This is a genomic window from Coleofasciculus sp. C1-SOL-03, from assembly GCF_040220555.1.
In the GTDB taxonomy this organism is placed as follows: Bacteria; Cyanobacteriota; Cyanobacteriia; order Cyanobacteriales; family Coleofasciculaceae; genus Coleofasciculus.
Map to the genome: position 1 here is coordinate 1 of NZ_JAVJUO010000162.1, position 16,665 is coordinate 16,665.

Consider the following 16,665-nt stretch of genomic DNA (forward strand, 5'->3'; position numbering starts at 1 on the left):
GTTAGTCGTGATGTCACCGCCGTCAGCCGTTAGAGAAATCGCTCCCCCATTTCCAGAGGTGGAGGAGGCGTTAGAGTCAGAGAAGGAGAAGACGTCAGAGTCAGAGGAGGAGTTGAGACGACCGTTAGTCGTGATGTCACCGCCGTCAGCCGTTAGAGAAATCGCTCCCCCATTTCCAGAGGTGGAGGAGGAGTCAGAAGATGAGGTGGAGGAGGAGTTAAGACTACCGTTAGTCGTGATGTCACCGCCGTCAGCCGTTAGAGAAATCGCTCCCCCATTTCCAGAGGTGGAGGAGGCGTTAGAGTCAGAGAAGGAGAAGACGTCAGAGTCAGAGGAGGAGTTGAGATTACCCTTAGTCGTGATGTTACCGCCAGCATTAAGGTTAATTACACCTCCATCCCCTGCCAAAGATGAAGAATTTATATTATTGTCTATCGTGATATTACCAGTGGCAGTAAGGTTAATTGAGCCGCCATTGCTAAAACTATTGGCAGTATTAAGGGTACCAGCACTAATATTGCCATTTGTCGCGTTGAGTGTAACTGAGCCACTCTTTCCCTCACGAGGAACAATAGCAGACTCAGTAGTATTTGTATTTAACTGAAACACCAGTTGTGTACCAATTGCTCTTCCCCAAGGTGCAGTATCACCCGCCCGGAACAACCTGCCGCTATCTACTGCAAAATCGTCAGTGACGTTCAAAGTCCAGGTACCATTGGGGTTCTCATTATCAAAACGTTTCAAAGGTTCAACAGGTTGGAATGTTCCATTAAAGGGAGCTGACCCTTGATTAATACTCGTCGTCGCTTCATCATCTAATAGGGTATCCTGGAAGTTGTCGCCACTACTCCCGACACCCGAGAATAAGTTTAATGATGTTCCTTGTGGCGATGTAAGGGAAACAGCGAGGTCAGAATCCCAAGTATGTTCTGCCGAAAACCTTACATCTAGGTCTTCGATATCGCCTTCTTCTGAGACACTAAAGCTAAAGTCAGTCGTTTGGGTGTCGGCAATAAGTCCACCTTCATTTACATTGACTACCACTTCTTCTCGCTTATCACTATCAACAGAGACAGAGGAAGTATCGATATTACCCAGCGTCAAACTCGCCCCTGAAATTTCAAGATCACGTCCGTTGGTGTAGAGGGTATCTTTCACATCCTGCATCAGGAAAGAGCCAACCCCATTTTTATCGGCATCTGCCGTTAAGGTAATACCTCCACTCCCAGCCTTAAAAACCAAGGCATTGTCAGTTAAGTCTTCAATGGTGATGTCGTTCGTTGCTTGCAAAATAATATTAGTATTGCCTAAGAGATTTTCGAGAGTCTCTTCAGCAATTGTGAAGGATGAAGCACTCAAAATCTCACTATCGTTGAGTTGATTGTCGTCTGCGGCTCCATCACCATCCACTATCGTGATATTCTCCGGATCGAGCAGTAACGTTCCAGGATTTCCCTGACTCGCGCTCGTATCCACCCCACCTCTAAAAATCAGGTGTTCCTTCCCCGATACCTCTACAAAGCCACCATTGCCTGCCTCAGTTCCTCCACGGGCGCTAATATTGCCATAAAACCCCGTCAATTCATCTGCCCAAACAATTACTGTACCCCCATCACCTGTCGTCAGCGCATCCGCCTCAATCTGAACACCCGCATCAACAAAGGTTCTGGTCGCATTAGGAACTGCACCCTTACCCTGCAACCCTCCGCCAATCAATACCGTACCGCCACCCGTCTGGGCAGAAACATTAATTCGGGCATTGTCCAATAAGCCGATGCGATCGCCTAACATCATTACTGTACCCCCAGGTGCGCTGAGGGAACCTGTGCTAGTAACATCGCCGCCGTATAATGCTAGAGTCTGCCCGGAACCGACTGCTAAATTTCCGGCATTGTTAATTTCTCCTAACGGCTGCGTTCCCCTCTGCAACCCCGGAGTAACATTAATTGTCAACAACGGCGGCGCTTCGGGATTCGTCGCACTAAAACTGCTCCCATCCGAGAAATTAAACCCATTTCCCGTCGAAGCCACAAACGAACCCGCCACATCCAGCCGCGCATTCGGTCCAAACACAATCCCATTGGGATTCACTAAAAATAAATTCGCATTTCCCAATACCCCCAACGTTCCGAAAATATCCGAACCATTCCCCCCTGTCACCCGACTCAGGATAGTCTCAATCCCCTCAGGATTGGCAAAATAAACCTGTTGTCCGTCTAATACGTTAAACTCAGTAAAGCTGTGGAACAAGTTGACCCCTCGCGCTGCTCCACCCTCAATCCGATCAATCTCTACACCTTCGATAAAGCGAGACCCTTCACTCCCCAACGTAGCATCTGGGATAATCTGAGCCGACACTGGGTTGAAAAAGATACCAACGCCCAGCTTAATCACTAACCCACTCACCAAACACAACCGCATACTCATCATATTTACGTTCATCAGAGCCATAAACTTACTTATTAGTCAACAATCAACCTATCTGTTCTGTAGTGATAGAACTGGAGAATTGAGGCGATCAGCATCCGCCTCAAATCGGTATGGCACTCCTGATGATCCTGAACTTGTCTGCATTAACGCCGTGAATGTATCAGACTATAAACATTTAGTAGGTATCCATGCACCCGTTGTTCTTAATTGTTCCTTCTCGCTGTCCCCAAGCAGCTAACTTGGGTTTGAAGTTTTCCTCGCTTTCAACTCATTATAATCATTCTTTTCCAGATATAGGGACATTCCCGATTTTCATGGGTAGAGACGCGCCATGCCGTCTCTCTACATCAATGATCTGTCTAACCGCCTTGGCGGTTGCTATACCCTGAAACCATGACACCGTACCCAGGAACCCTGGGGCGCAAGCCTTGCATACAGGGGCGCACGTCGGTGCGCCCCTACGGAAATCACCGTTCATTGATCTAATACCTCTAGTACCGCCTTGGGTGATAATTTATCTTTAAACCAAATAATTTGAGCAGGCACACGTTCAAGCTTAACCCCGGCTTTATCCAAATTGAGTCGCTCAGAAATTGCCAAAATTAAATTATCACAAGCCGCCCGCCGAACTTGAGCAAACTTCTTTTGCAGATAGTCGGGACGCCAAAACCCAACAATTTCTAATAACATATCTCGCCCATCGGGATGCACCAACCGAAAATCGGGAATCATCACACTCCCCGGAATCGGAATCAGATCCACTTCTCGCTCCAGTATCCAGTCTGTTTTCAGGGAATCCCAACGGTTGGCAAAGGATGCCTCAATCATACTGTCGTAAGGCTTCCCCGGTGGATAATGAGTCACCAACCCACACTTATCATTGAGGCAAAATCGTCCAGTTTTCCACGTTCCCGTGTAGGGATCACGCATTTGTAACGTGGCTTTGAGACTCCAACGGGTAACATGGAGTAGAGCCGGAATCAGTTTGGCGATCGCGAGTCCATAGCGGGTACTGGTTTTAAATAAACTCGCTGGTCCATCAATAGTAATCGTAAACCCATGATCCGCATCGCCTTCGATATAGGTCATTAAGCCAAATAACTTTAAATAACGAAACAGTAGTTTATATTCCCCCGGTACATTCCGATGAGCATTGAGAACCATCTCAGAGGCTTTGTAGAAAATCCCTTGGACTTGCGATAAGTTGTAACGGTGCAGCAAGGCTTCCGGGGCGGGATCATCAAACTGGGTCAAAATCCGATTTTCCGGCAAATCCGCATAAAGCCCTGTTCTAATTTGCGACGGTAGCACCTCTTGGTGTAATTCTTGAGTAAGCGTACTACTCAGGGTTTCTAGCGTAGCTTCCGTAGCAGCGCGACAGGGGAGAGATTGAGCAGATAGGGTAAAAACTCGTTGTCGCAGTTCTTTCGGTTCCAGGGGACTAACAATTTCAAAGGTACTGAAGTTATTTTTGAGCAGATGTGCTAGTCCCCGTTTAAGGCGATAATCAGGACTATCTCCTTCTAATTCAGAAAGCTGGCTCTTGAGTTCACCTTGGGTATGACCCACCGCCTCCCGAAAACAGGTGATCAAATCCGTGGCGATATCACAGGTGCGTGGATTAATCGGCAACCGCTTGGGGATGATTTCTTCCCCATTTTGTCGATAAATTAGCAGTGGTGTGGGTAACATGAGCTATAGCACTACGAGGTACGGAAAGGACATCAGTTAGTCCAAGAGGGAACAGGGAACTCTTAACAGTAAAGAATGTCCTAACCTGTCTTAATACCGCTATATTTGTCAGTCGTCATTGGTATGGGAGCGGAGAGTCCGGAAATGTCAGATAAATCGGGCATAGTTTTTGAAATAAAGGAGAAAACAGAGACTGAATGGGCAGTGCGATAGAATAAAACGGAATTAACTGGGTCGCTGGGTCAATATGAGTCAACTTCCTGAAGCAGCCATACAGCAAAAAGACGATTTAGAAACAAGTTTACCTGACCATACTCAACTCCCCGATAAAGATGGGAACTTTGTGAAAAACTACCAGGAACCTCCTCAGGGCGACCTCCTGACTGATTCGATTACACCCATTTTGCAAAAGCGACATCCCGACGGAAATTATTGTATCGGTCGAGATTGTGGCATTTATTGGCGATTGCCCGATCCGCCGGAAGCACCAGAAAAGGGTGCAGAAGCTCCAGATTGGTTTTACATTCCCAACGTTCCCCCCACAGTGAATGGTCAAATTCGCCGTTCCTATGTTTTGTGGCAAGAGCCGACGATTCCTTTGATTGCATTAGAATTTGTTTCTGGAAGTGGGGCAGAAGAACGCGATCGCACCCCGGTGAAAGGGAAGTTTTGGGTGTATGAACGGGCAATTCAAATTCCGTTTTATGGAATTTATGAGGTCAGCCAAGCCAAAGTTGATATGTATCGACTGGTGAACGGTCGTTATCAACCAATGACACCCAATGATCGCGGTCGTTATCCCATTGAACCATTAGGGGTTGAGTTGGGAATTTGGCAGGGGGAATACCAAAATCAACGGTGGCCCTGGTTGCGATGGTGGGATGCCGAGGGCAAGCTGTTGTTAACCAGTCAAGAACGAGCGGCTCGCTTTGCGGAACAATTACGGGCTTTGGGAGTAGAGCCGGAATAACACTCTCCCTTGTTCTAAATGTGAGTTTAAACTATGAGTACAACATTATCGATGCGGCAGACACCTGCCCATACTATCTACAGAGTGCTAGAGTGCAGACCTGATAGCTATAGAGATTGGTTAAATCAAGGGCATGGATTGCGCGATGAGGGGCGCTATGAAGAGGCACTGACCAGCTATAATCGGGCTTTAGACTACAAGCCCCATGATTTTTGGGCGTTGTACTGGCGAGCCGATGTTTTAGATGCATTGGGACAGTACTCGGAAGCGTTAAGCAGTTATGACCAAGCGTTAGCCGAAAAGCCCACCGATTACTGGAGTTGGTGTCAACGCGCCCAGGTATTGCGGGAACTCCAACGCTACGAAGAGGCGATCGCAAGCTACGATCAGGCTCTGGATACTCGACCCGATGACTATTGGGCTTGGTACAATCGGGGACGGGTAGCCCTAGAAGATTTGGATTGGTACAAGGAAGCGATTACCTCCTTTGAGGAAGCCCTGAAGCTGCGACCAACGGATTATTGGAGTTGGTATCGCTTAGGTGACGCCCAGCGGCATTTGGCACGGTATGGAGAGGCAATTGCCAGCTACGAACAAGCCTTAGAAACTCGACCCGATGATTATTGGGCGTGGTATCGACGGGGAGATTCCCTGCGACGTTGGGGATGCTTAGAAGACGCCTTGGCTAGCTATGATCGGGCGTTGGAAATCAAACCCACTGACCCCTGGAGTTGGTATCAGCGCGGGGAAGTTTTGCGGAAACTGGGTCGAAATACCGAAGCGGTGGCGAGTTATGACCAAGTATTAGCCTCTGATCCAGACGACGAATACGCCTGGTACAATCAAGCCTGTTGCTATGCCTTACTGGGAAATCCGGATTGTGCGATCACCAGTTTACAAGCTGCGATTCGCCTGAATCCCAGCGAATATCTCACCTTAGCCCAAACTGACTCAGATTTTGATCATCTACGGGGACATGAGCCGTTTGCCGCGTTGCTCAAGGGGTGATGGGGTGATGGGGTGATTTCACGGTATGTGGTGCAACGAAGGGATTTAAGATGTAGAGACGTTGCATGCAACGTCTCTACATCATTAATGATCTGTCCTAATCCCCTTGGCGGTTGCTATATCTTCTCGATTGCACCTAGATGTGACTAAACCCGCCCCGACTTTAGATAGACTCACAAAAGAGTTATTTTGTCAAATCTGCCCCTGAGCGAGTTAATGAAATTGGGGAGTGAAACACGTTTGTATTTTCTAAACTTTTCCCCGATTTCGGAAAAAAAATGACGTTATTTTAAGGGTTTGATTGGTTTTACCCGAAAAATTGACTATAAAAAGGACAAAATACAGGATTCAATTTCCTGATACTACAACTAAAACCAACGAGAAGTCAAGCTTTGCCAGGAATTTCTGATTCAGGTCTCTAAGTCGGATTATCTTGAGCAATTTAAAACTCAACCGATAAATCGAAAAGTTATCGTTATGGTTTATGGTTCATGGTTCATGGTTCATGATTGATGGTTCATTGGTCATCCTCTCCCCCCAGCCTAGTCTCTATATGGCTTGTCCATCTTCCCTGATTCTTGACGAATGACTCTTGACGAATGACATTTCGCGATCGCACCACCAACAAACCAACAGCGATCGCATCAACCCTCCTACTCCATCTCCCTTGCCGGATTGCCTGTTCGGTCATGTTTTGTGATAATCTAGTGTAGTCTAGTCCTTCTATGTGCCCAGCGATCTCTCACGCTTGGGTTTCCTCAACTCTGGAGGGCTATTGCATCTCTACATAATTCCCCTATTAGGGGCGGGTTTAGTACAGTTGTCGGTTTTTTCCAAAACGTTATCGGTAAAACCCGCCCCTACAGACCTAACTAGAAATGTAGAGACATAGCCTGCTACGTCTCTACACGATGGATAATGGGTTGGCTTGAAGTTCTTGTCCACAACAACCCTAAAGTAAAGGGTGTTGCGGCAAAAACGGGGAACAGTTACTCAAAAACAGGTGCTGCTTCCTTCACCTCACGCGGCGCATTGGGAAACTTCTTGAAGTTTTCCACAAATCGTTTCGCCAAATCCTTCGCTTGTGTCTCATAGGCTTGGGGATCACTCCAGGTGTTTTGAGGATTGAGAATGCTGCTGTCAACACCGGGAACTGATTTTGGCACTAAGATTTTGAAGATAGGATGGTGATAATATTGCACCTGTTCCAACTCCCCACTCAAAGCCGCCGCTACCATGGCGCGACTGTCTTGAATCCGCATACGTGTGCCAACGCCATAAGGTCCACCGGTCCACCCAGTATTGACTAAATAGACATTAGCATCATACTTAACCAATCGCTCAAATAACATCTCGCCGTAGAGGGTTGGCGATAGGGGAAGGAACGGTTGACCGAAACAAGCGGAAAATGTGGCTTGGGGTTCCGTAATTCCCCGTTCTGTACCCGCGAGTTTGCTGGTGTAACCCGACATGAAGTGGAAAATTGCCTGACTATTCGTCAGCTTGGTAATCGGAGGTAATACGCCAAAGGCATCAGCAGTCAGGAAAATCACGGTGCGGGGATGACCACCGATACCCGGAATCACACAATTGGGAATATAATCGACCGGATACGCCACTCGTGTATTTTCCGTGAGGCGACCGTCATCATAATTGGGAACGCGGGTTACTGGGTCAAGAATCACATTTTCTAATAATGACCCGAAGCGAATCGCTGACCAAATCTGGGGTTCATTCGTCCGCGACAGCCGAATTGTTTTGGCGTAACAACCTCCCTCAAAGTTAAAGATCCCCCGTTCTGACCATCCATGTTCATCATCCCCGATTAGATGCCGTGTGGGATCGGCTGATAAGGTGGTTTTCCCTGTACCCGACAGTCCAAAGAATAAGGCGGTGTTCCCTTTTGTGTCCATATTAGCGGAACAATGCATCGGCAGAACATCGCGCTTGGTCATTAAATAATTCATGAATGAGAATGCCGATTTTTTGATTTCACCGGCATAGCGCGAACCGCCAATCAAAACTAGCCGTTTGGAAAAGCTGACGACAATAAAGGCTTCGCTATGGATACCATTAATCTCTGGGTCTCCCTGTAAACCAGGAACCGCAATGATGGTTAGTTCGTGGTTATGGGTATTCAGTTCCTCTGGAGTGGGGCGGAGAAACAGTTGATGGGCAAACAAATTTTGGGAGGCGAGTTCGTTAATGATTCGCACACCTATGCGGTATTGCGGATCAACGCCGACATACCCATCAAAGACAAACAGATCTCTGCCTTGCAAATAAGCCAACATCTGTTTATAGAGTAAGTCAAATTGTTCCTGGGAGATGGGAACATTGACTTTATTCCAGTTCACTTCTTCATGCAGCCCTGGCTCATCAACAATGAATTTATCCGCCGGAGAACGTCCTGTGTATTTCCCGGTTTCCACGCAAAGAGCGCCATTGGCAGCTATCACGCCTTCATGACGTTTTAGGGATTCTTCGATGAGCTGGGGAACGGGGAGATTGCGATATACTTGACCGAGGTTTTTTAACCCCAGGGATTCTAGCCCATAACTCTCATCATTCATCTGAGGATTGACTTCGGACAATGTTTGATAGACGTGGTTCAACGTTTTCAGTTCAGATTCCAATTCGTAAGTATTTTCGTTCATATCAGCACCTTCTACACTCTACAAGTGTGAACTTCGTTTGCCATAAGAAATATTTCCTAGGTTTAGTTTTACCAGAAAAATCGTGTTGTATTTTACGAATTCACAATTATTTAAATTAGTTAATATTTTTTCTTTATCTTTTGTAAATAAAAATTAGCATCAGTCTTCTTAGTGCTTAAACCCTAAAATTTGTCAAGCTTAAATCGTGCAAATATCAACGTTTAATGACAATTCAGCTTGGCTAATTATCGAGAATATATTATGCTGACAAAAAGTATAATACACTATTGTCGGAACAGATCAATGTTCCTTGGTTTATCATGGCTGATAAACTTAACGGCAACGACGCTATCGCCACTGAACAACGGCTCGACCCAAAATCCTGCTAAATGGTAACATTCGCTACTTATAGCACCCTTTTATGACGAGGGGCGGGTTTTGTTGAGAGGTTATCGGTAGGATTCCAACATTAAACGGCTAAACCCGCCCTTACAATTGACGATAGTAAAACTAATCGTCACGGATTTGATGAAAACCCTTTCATTCCTTCACCGCTTAAGCAATAATCATCATGCCTTAATTCGAGACTTCTGCCATTTCAATAACGCGCCCTTCTAAATCCTTGACTAAAAAATTCAATGGTTTTTGAGCGCGAACCTTATACTTGAGGCGTCGCATCTGTACCCGCATCAACACTTGTTCTAAGCAGTCATGATCAAAGCAGACATGGCGGTGTCGATTTTTATTGCCATAGCTGGCACCGGAAATGACATGGAGTTGGGTATTTTTTTTAAGCTGATACCAAAGTCCCTCGGTGCCTTGGAGTTGAGTCATACTCGTGGTGCCGGTATTGGTGGATAGGTAGAGGGGGTCAATTCCCGTTGCACCTAGGGTTTGCTCATAGTTGTAGTAGTAATGTAGGGGAACTTCCGCTGCGGACAATTCCAGCAAGCCTTCATAAAACTGCCGTGCCACCTCCAAATCAGACACCATAATCGTATGTACCTTGGGCGCACTGGTGAGAAACATCCACATTGCCCCGGCATAAGCTGCCAAGAGCATAACCATAATGCCTTGGGTGGAAAAAAGACTATCGAGTGGCAGAGACGGTAAAAAAGCGCCAAACGGCAGGAGCGGTAGTCGAAAGCCAATAATATCAACGGATAGAATCATTCTGGCAAGCTATGTTGAGTTAATTTAAGTTTGACGAATCGGTTGCTCTATTACAGGTTTATGATGAATACCATCTGATGTCCTATAGATGTTACTAGATGTTACTGATTTTAGCTAAGGTAAACGAGTTATGCTAATCCTCTGGGGTGTACAACATACAGACTAAGGATGATCGGCGTCAGCAACTCACGGTTAAATCCTTAACCCTTGCATAAGGGAGGCATCTGCTTGAAAGTGAACGCCGCGCATTCGGAATTCTAGCTAGACCATAAAGACTGTGCATATTCCACATTTTTCTGAATCCAACCATCCGCTCGTCAAATCCCTGTTTCACTACAGCGATCATGAACTGGTGACTCAGTTTCAGCGCTATCCGGAACAGGGAAAGTATTTCACGGCGATTTTCTGTCGCTATAGTCCGATTGTCTATACCTTAATTCGTCATTCCGCGCGATCGCCTGTGCAAGCCGACTACCTCTTTGCCCTTACTTGGCGTCATATTTTCTATGAACTGCGGGGAATGGACTTTATCCAAGAGGCGGCGAGTGAGTCCAATACGTTCCAAAGTTGGTTGATTAACATGACAGCCGTTTGCATTAATCAAGCGGAGTTACCCCCAGTGGAGTCTATTCACTATACCCTGCAAGCCGCACCACCGCCATTATGGTGTTATCTGGAGGCGGCATTAGAACAGTTACCTGCGCTGATGCGGTTAATCATCATCATGGCATTAACCTTTAAGTGGAGTGAAACCCGCATCGCCGCCTATTTACAAGCCGAAGGCGAAGCGATCGCACCCGCTCAAGTCAGACGTCAACTCCAGCAAGGGTATCAGCAATTAGAGGCAAACTTACCCGATGATATTCGTGAGATTTACTTACAACAAGGGACGGATAATGCCGAGGGCAAGTCCCAATTCAATGCTGTCCCCGTATAAACTAAGGATAGAAATTTCTGATCCCGATCAAAAAATCTCCCGATCATGAACAGAGAATATCTCTCGGTGAACGTGATTCGTCGCACAGCGATGGCTCTAATTTCTGGGGCGGTACTGCTGGCGAGTAACCCGGCTCACAGTCAAACCGTCTCCAATGACACCGAGGGGTTTGACTTACAAGATCAATTGACGATTCCCGTGGATAGCACGATTCAACGGGAAGCTAGAAATGAGGCGGATGTACTCCTGCGGTTAGGAGGAGAGGCAAAGCGTCAAGAAAATTTGCAAAAAGCGATCGCCTATTGGCAACAGGCGCTGGATCTGTATCAGAAAATTGGCGATTTTGAAGGACAGGGCTTAGCTTACAATTATATCGGTCTCGCTTACGCTGATTTGGGACGCTTTCCCCAAGCCGAAGAGTCTCTGCGCCGTCGGTTAGGGGTGGCTCGTTTCCTCCAAGATTTTCAGGGACAAATTTATGCCTTGAATAATGTGGGGACTGTACTGCTACAATCGAACGATCTTGACGCCGCCCAAGAAAGCTTTACCGAAGCCCTAACCATTGCTCGCACGGTGGGCGATCGCGAAGGGGAAGGACTGAGTTTAAGCAACTTGGGTTTAGTCGCGGCTCGTGCGGGTGATTATTTAGAGGCGATTAAACAGTATAAAGCGGCGATAACCTGGCGGCGGCGATTAGGCGATCCCTTGGGAGAGGCAAATACCCGTAATAATTTAGGGGATGCCTATTTCGCGATCGCCTCCTACAAAGATGCGATTGGTTCCTATCGCTATACTTTACAACTGGCACAAGATAGCCGGGATATTCCCAATCAGTTTCGCGCCTTGCGGGGATTAGCGAAATCCTACAGCATCATTGGTCCAGATTTGCTGGCGATTCGATACCTGAATCAACATCTCGCCTTAGCCCAAGAACAGGAGAGTTTAAGCCGGGAGCTAGTGACGTTGCGGTTATTTGCCGAATTTTACCTAGCTAGAGGAAATGTACTCAAAGCGAAGCAATTTTACGAACAAGCGATCGCCCTCGCTAATGCGATCGGCGAAACTCAGCAAGAAGCCTTACTACGGAATCAATTAGCCCAAATCCTTTATGAGCGAGGCGATTGAACGGCTAGTTTTGCCAATGTCATTCTCCAGGTTTCAATTTTACCCTGGTTCCTCTGCTCCCTTGCTCCTTTGCTAGCCAAGCCGATAACTTTGACTCTACTGAACTTTTTTAACTCCCCAGGCCGGATTCGAACCAGCGACCAATCGGTTAACAGCCGACCGCTCTACCACTGAGCTACTGAGGATCATGACTTCAACGCTTGCCACGATTATTAATCTTACCCAGTAAAGGGATGATTTGGCAAGTCCTCTGGCAAAATTTTTTTTAGAGCATCCGCTGTTCCGCCTTCGGTTCTGCAGCCATACCCGTGGGGAAGCTGGGGGAGGGAGCTGGGGAAACTGGGCGAGCTGGGGGAGCTGGGGGAACTGGGGAAACTGGGCGAGCTGGGGGAGCTGGGGAAACTGGGGGAGCTGGGGGAGCTGGGAGACAAAATTTCTATTCCCTATTCCCTATACCCTATTCCCTATTCCCTATTCCCTGTTACCTGTTAAGAGTCCCCTAATCTCAACTGTTAACTTTAATTGTGTCCACCCACTTATAGGATATGAAACTAATTCAATGTGGCGATAACGTTCAATACTTCACGAGGATGGTTGACTAAAAAGTCAGGATTATAGTTGATTAATGCATTTGAGGAGTTAAATCCCCAACTTACAGCTATCACCTTTATGTTAATTTTTTTTGATGCAGCGATATCGCGTGTCTCATCTCCTATGTACATAAAAGATTGTGTTTGAAAATTATTGTGGTCTATGAGTCTTTTTAATGCGCGTGATTTTCCAAAAATTGAAGGTTCTGAATAAATAAAACTAAAGAAATCGTATAAACCATTTACCCTTAAGAATTTTTTAACATTTTCTTCGCTGTTTGACGTTAAAATACCGATAACTTTCCCTTGTTTTTTTAAATCATTTAACAAATCAGCAATTCCGGCAACAGGATGTAAAAATTCAATATCCTGATATAATTCTGATTGAATGCGCTTTAGTAAAAAAGGAATTTTAAATAATGGAACACCTGATTCTTGAATAATCTGACGAGCGCTTAGATTTCTAATTCTATCAATGTCCGATGGCATCAGCGGTTTATATCCAAAGTCGTCCGCTAAACGATTCGCAATCCGGATGATCGCGTTGAAGGTATCCGCTAAAGTACCATCAAAATCAAAAACAATGACTTGTATACTCATGAGTTGACTCCGACAATTGACAATGACTAGCAAAATGTCAACAGATGCCTGACAATTTATATAGACATCCTGCTGAAACGCCAACGCCGGAACATCTTAGTTCCTTGCCCAAGATTTATCCGAATTTCGTAAGCGTAAGATCTATCGTGCAGGAGACGATCAAAAACTTGGTATGACAACATGGAAACCAAGCAAAATCAGGGTTGTAGAGATAAACACTGGGGTAGATAGCCCGATCGCTACAACCACTGGCACATGCAGAATTACTGTATGATAAACGTTAATGGCTGAAAAACTCAAATGTTTCAAAAATTTACCGAAGTCCTAAATTATATTGCCAGTCATCAAGACAACTTTAGGGAAGCCCTAGGGCAACATTTGCTATTGGTGTTTGTGCCATTGGCAATCAGCTTATTGCTAGGTTTACCACTAGGGCTGCTGAGTGCGCGATCGCGAACCGCCTCCACGGTCTTAATTAATACGGTCAATGGCTTACGAGTCATTCCCAGTTTAGCGATTTTATTCGTTGCCATTCCTTATTTGGGGCTAAGTTTCAAATCGGCGGCGGTAGCGTTGACACTTTTAGCATTACCACCGATTTTGATCAGCACAGATGTCGCCTTTCGCAATATTGAACCCAGCATCATCGAAGCCGCCAAAGGGATGGGGATGTCTCCCCGGCAAATTCTGCGGCAAATCGAAATCCCGTTAGTTTTACCCGTCATCATTGCTGGGGTTAAAACGGCGACAGTTGAGGTAATTGCCAGCGCGACTCTGGCTGCTTTTATTGGTGCAGGAGGATTGGGGAGTTTTATTGTGTTGGGGTTTGCCCTTTATGATCAAAGTATTTTATTAGTGGGTGCCATTCCGGTGGCAATATTGGCATTAGTGGCGGAGGTGAGTTTGACTGCTTTACAACGAGTGACATCCTCACACAGCGCGTAAGAGGTAAAGATGGTACAGACACCTGCTAGTCGAGAAACTGAAACCCTATCGATTGAATTGCCCAAGGCGATTGGGCTGTACGTCACCCAGGAACAGTTTGCTGCTTTAGCCGCAGCCAACCGCGACTTGAGACTCGAAAGAAGTGCCAAAGGAGAGTTAATTGTGAACCCACCAACAGGCTGGGAAACTGGATTGGCAAAATGATTGTGATTGATTCTGAAACAGGCGAATATGGAATTGATAAAACTGGCGTAGAAACAGCATTAAAATTAAAGCAGAAGAAACCAAACGCAAGGTTATTTACGATGCGAATTGGTTATGATGTGGCTGTCAGCTTTGGTGGCGCGATTGAGCGTACTGTAAAATGATTTAGAACAACAAACGCCAGTCACCAATCCCTACTCCCAATCAACCCTCACTCATCAGCTTGATTTTTCGTTGCGGATTCGATAGCCACTGTAATCCCAGCAAGATACCATTTAAAGCAAACGCCAGAATCGCCACAGTGATTGCCCCCGCCCAAATCTTATCGTAGCGACTCTGAGACACCCCATCAAACAGGAGGACTCCCAATCCTCCCGCCCCAAATTTAGCACCAATTGTGGAGATCGCGATCGCGACAATGGTTGCCAAACGGATTCCGGCAATACCAATGGGTAAAATTAGGGGAATTTGTACCCACCACCAACGTTGCCAAGCATTCATCCCCATCCCGCGTGCGGCTTCTAAAATTTTCGGATCAATCGATTGTAAGGCGACTAGAAAATTTCGCACCAGAATCACTTGGGTATAGAGAATCATCGCTACTACTACCGATTGACGATTCAAGCCCAAAAGTGGTACAAGCAGGATAATTAGCGCCAAGCTGGGTATGGTGTAGAGAATACCCAGAATACCCACAACTGGGATACTCAGCCAACGGTAGCGAGTGATCAGCACCGATAACGGCAGTGCGATCGCCACAGCAATCAGTACAGCTAAACCCGTCATCTGGAGATGTTCGAGCGTTAATTGAATAATATCTTCAGGATTTTTAATAATATAGTTCATCAGGAGTCAGACAAAATTAAAGTGGATGGTGGAGATTAGGGAACACCTCGGCTTCGCTCGGTGTGTAACAGGGAACAGGGAATACCCAATTTATATTAATCTTGATAAAAACACAAACAACCGAGGGTATTCATAACACGATCAACTAACACCGAGACCCCGATTTAGGATTAACCCATACCCGTGCTAGTCCCTGAGAAAAGATACCCAGATTAGCCGCTGCTACTGGTGGTTGTAACGCTACTTTTCCCGTCTTATCAATGTAAACCCAAGCTCGGTTAAAATGTACGGCGGCTAGTCCCTGGGAAAAGTTACCCGCTCTAGCAAATTGAAAGGGAATGGCTAATTCACCACTCTTATCAATATAGCCTAACTTGGCTTCTACTCTCACCAGCGCTAATCCTTCGGCAAACTCTTTGGCATCATCGAATTGGGGTGAGATGACGACGTTACCTGTTTCATCAATATAGCCCCACTTTTCCTCTATTTTTACCGCTGCTAATCCTTCCGTAAATCTTGTCGCTTGATTAAAATGGGGTGAGATGATGACATTACCCATTTTATCAATGTAGCCCCATTTCTCTTCAATTTCTACCGCAGCTAACCCCTGATTAAAACTCTTAGCATTATCAAACTGAGGTGGAACAACTAGCTTACCTGTTTTATCGATGTAACCCCACTTGGTATCAATTTCTACGGCGGCAAACCCTTGAGTAAATTTCCTGGCTACATCAAATTGAGGTGGAATCACGACTTGTCCATTCTTATCCATATAGCCGTATTTATCATCAATCTTTACGGCTACCAATCCTTGCGAGAAGGAAAAGGTAAACAAAATAGAATGATCGGGCTGGGGGGGAACGACTGCTATTTCTCCGCTCTTATCAATGTAACTCCATTTTTCATTAATCTGTACGGCGGCTAACTCATCAGCAAAGCTCAGAGCCATGTCAAATTGAGGTAAAATCACCAGCTTTCCCCTTGGGTCAATATAACCCCACTTCTCCCCAACTTTTACCGCTGCTAATCCTTCGGAAAAATCGGTTGTCGATGCAAATTGTGGGGGTACGACAAACTCGGCATTCTGGTTGATATAACCCCCACTTCCACCACCAGCGCAAGCTTGTGCCGGGATGGGTTGGCTACTGCTTAGAGCTGTGAGAGTCAGCATTAGTGCGGTCATCAGTTTTTTCATGGTTATTTCTTCCTTCTCCAATCATTCGGGAAAGTATCCAGTAGCTAGAGTTGCGCTCGTTGCCTAGACTTACTTGTTAGGGAAGTTTGCCAGTAGGTCGCCTAACCGTTAAAGTGACATCCTCCTACACCAAATCAAAGATTATGGTGTAGGCTTCCAACATCGCTGTTAGATATTGCTGCCCTGCGCCACTTATCTAGGACCCATGCCCCCGACAGCCCGACTTGACAGCCAATTTCTTTCCCCCAGAGTCCCTGGGTACTCAGTTGTTCAAAACCCCGATTACAGATTTC

General features: G+C 46.1%; 13 protein-coding genes, 1 tRNA gene and 2 pseudogenes. 7 read left to right on the forward strand and 9 right to left on the reverse strand.

All coding sequences use genetic code 11. The features are described from left to right. Window positions 1-2,451: two-partner secretion domain-containing protein (locus RIE73_RS26185; protein ID WP_446403967.1), on the reverse strand; the 2,451-nt coding region annotated here is incomplete at its 3' end. A gap of 453 nt (window positions 2,452-2,904) precedes the next feature. Beyond that, complete coding sequence (locus tag RIE73_RS26190; protein ID WP_446403968.1) at window positions 2,905-4,122, reverse strand: DUF790 family protein; 1,218 nt, start codon at window positions 4,120-4,122, stop codon at window positions 2,905-2,907. A 247-nt stretch (window positions 4,123-4,369) separates the two neighbouring features. On the opposite strand from RIE73_RS26190, the gene RIE73_RS26195 reads away from it, so the two are divergent. Next, on the forward strand, window positions 4,370-5,092 hold the full coding sequence (locus RIE73_RS26195) for a Uma2 family endonuclease (protein WP_446403969.1): 723 nt from the start codon (window positions 4,370-4,372) through the stop codon (window positions 5,090-5,092). A gap of 33 nt (window positions 5,093-5,125) precedes the next feature. After that, complete coding sequence (locus RIE73_RS26200) at window positions 5,126-6,100, forward strand: tetratricopeptide repeat protein (protein ID WP_446403970.1); 975 nt, start codon at window positions 5,126-5,128, stop codon at window positions 6,098-6,100. Between the two features lie 517 nt (window positions 6,101-6,617). Here the strand turns inward: RIE73_RS26200 and RIE73_RS26205 are convergent. From RIE73_RS26205 to RIE73_RS26215, 3 genes are all read right to left on the reverse strand, one after another. After that, window positions 6,618-6,791 (reverse strand): hypothetical protein, encoded by a 174-nt coding sequence (locus RIE73_RS26205; RefSeq protein WP_446403971.1) that lies wholly within the window; start codon window positions 6,789-6,791, stop codon window positions 6,618-6,620. A gap of 298 nt (window positions 6,792-7,089) precedes the next feature. Continuing rightward, window positions 7,090-8,757: a phosphoenolpyruvate carboxykinase (ATP) gene (gene pckA, locus RIE73_RS26210; RefSeq protein ID WP_446403972.1), complete on the reverse strand. Its 1,668-nt coding sequence runs from the start codon at window positions 8,755-8,757 to the stop codon at window positions 7,090-7,092. Window positions 8,758-9,333: 576 nt separating this feature from the next. Then, window positions 9,334-9,930: a glyoxalase-like domain protein gene (locus RIE73_RS26215; protein WP_446403973.1), complete on the reverse strand. Its 597-nt coding sequence runs from the start codon at window positions 9,928-9,930 to the stop codon at window positions 9,334-9,336. A gap of 277 nt (window positions 9,931-10,207) precedes the next feature. On the opposite strand from RIE73_RS26215, the gene RIE73_RS26220 reads away from it, so the two are divergent. Then, complete coding sequence (locus RIE73_RS26220; protein WP_446403974.1) at window positions 10,208-10,867, forward strand: RNA polymerase sigma factor; 660 nt, start codon at window positions 10,208-10,210, stop codon at window positions 10,865-10,867. 45 nt (window positions 10,868-10,912) lie between these two features. After that, on the forward strand, window positions 10,913-11,992 hold the full coding sequence (locus RIE73_RS26225) for a tetratricopeptide repeat protein (RefSeq protein ID WP_446403975.1): 1,080 nt from the start codon (window positions 10,913-10,915) through the stop codon (window positions 11,990-11,992). A 113-nt stretch (window positions 11,993-12,105) separates the two neighbouring features. Here RIE73_RS26225 and RIE73_RS26230 read toward each other — a convergent pair. Next, window positions 12,106-12,177: transfer RNA gene (locus tag RIE73_RS26230), tRNA-Asn, on the reverse strand. A 366-nt stretch (window positions 12,178-12,543) separates the two neighbouring features. Beyond that, window positions 12,544-13,182, reverse strand: a complete 639-nt coding sequence (locus tag RIE73_RS26235) for an HAD-IA family hydrolase (protein WP_446403976.1) — start codon at window positions 13,180-13,182, stop codon at window positions 12,544-12,546. Between the two features lie 300 nt (window positions 13,183-13,482). Between RIE73_RS26235 and RIE73_RS26240 the strand changes: the two genes are divergently transcribed. The 3 genes and pseudogenes from RIE73_RS26240 to RIE73_RS26250 form a co-directional block, all read left to right on the forward strand. After that, a complete protein-coding gene (locus RIE73_RS26240) occupies window positions 13,483-14,127 on the forward strand; it encodes an ABC transporter permease (protein ID WP_446403977.1) in 645 nt (214 codons plus the stop codon). A 9-nt stretch (window positions 14,128-14,136) separates the two neighbouring features. Next, window positions 14,137-14,319: pseudogene (locus RIE73_RS26245) on the forward strand (Uma2 family endonuclease); the annotation flags it as partial. Next, window positions 14,310-14,495 (forward strand): annotated as a pseudogene (locus tag RIE73_RS26250) (hypothetical protein); the annotation flags it as partial. The pseudogenes RIE73_RS26245 and RIE73_RS26250, both read left to right, overlap by 10 nt. Window positions 14,496-14,535: 40 nt before the next feature. On the opposite strand, the gene RIE73_RS26255 reads toward RIE73_RS26250, so the two are convergent. Both RIE73_RS26255 and RIE73_RS26260 read right to left on the reverse strand, forming a co-directional pair. Further along, window positions 14,536-15,177 carry an ABC transporter permease gene (locus tag RIE73_RS26255; RefSeq protein WP_446403978.1) on the reverse strand — a complete coding sequence of 214 codons (642 nt, stop codon included), beginning with the start codon at window positions 15,175-15,177 and terminating at the stop codon, window positions 14,536-14,538. Between the two features lie 145 nt (window positions 15,178-15,322). Beyond that, window positions 15,323-16,372, reverse strand: coding sequence for a WG repeat-containing protein (locus RIE73_RS26260; RefSeq protein WP_446403979.1), 1,050 nt, complete (start codon window positions 16,370-16,372; stop codon window positions 15,323-15,325). Window positions 16,373-16,665: the final 293 nt, after the last annotated feature.

Coding starts and splice junctions, on each gene's coding strand:
- RIE73_RS26190 (WP_446403968.1), bottom strand. CDS start 4,122: ATGTTACCCACACCACTGCTAATTTATCGACAAAATGGGGAAGAAATC.
- RIE73_RS26195 (WP_446403969.1), top strand. CDS start 4,370: ATGAGTCAACTTCCTGAAGCAGCCATACAGCAAAAAGACGATTTAGAA.
- RIE73_RS26200 (WP_446403970.1), top strand. CDS start 5,126: ATGAGTACAACATTATCGATGCGGCAGACACCTGCCCATACTATCTAC.
- RIE73_RS26205 (WP_446403971.1), bottom strand. CDS start 6,791: ATGACCGAACAGGCAATCCGGCAAGGGAGATGGAGTAGGAGGGTTGAT.
- pckA (WP_446403972.1), bottom strand. CDS start 8,757: ATGAACGAAAATACTTACGAATTGGAATCTGAACTGAAAACGTTGAAC.
- RIE73_RS26215 (WP_446403973.1), bottom strand. CDS start 9,930: ATGATTCTATCCGTTGATATTATTGGCTTTCGACTACCGCTCCTGCCG.
- RIE73_RS26225 (WP_446403975.1), top strand. CDS start 10,913: ATGAACAGAGAATATCTCTCGGTGAACGTGATTCGTCGCACAGCGATG.
- RIE73_RS26235 (WP_446403976.1), bottom strand. CDS start 13,182: ATGAGTATACAAGTCATTGTTTTTGATTTTGATGGTACTTTAGCGGAT.
- RIE73_RS26240 (WP_446403977.1), top strand. CDS start 13,483: ATGTTTCAAAAATTTACCGAAGTCCTAAATTATATTGCCAGTCATCAA.
- RIE73_RS26255 (WP_446403978.1), bottom strand. CDS start 15,177: ATGAACTATATTATTAAAAATCCTGAAGATATTATTCAATTAACGCTC.
- RIE73_RS26260 (WP_446403979.1), bottom strand. CDS start 16,372: ATGAAAAAACTGATGACCGCACTAATGCTGACTCTCACAGCTCTAAGC.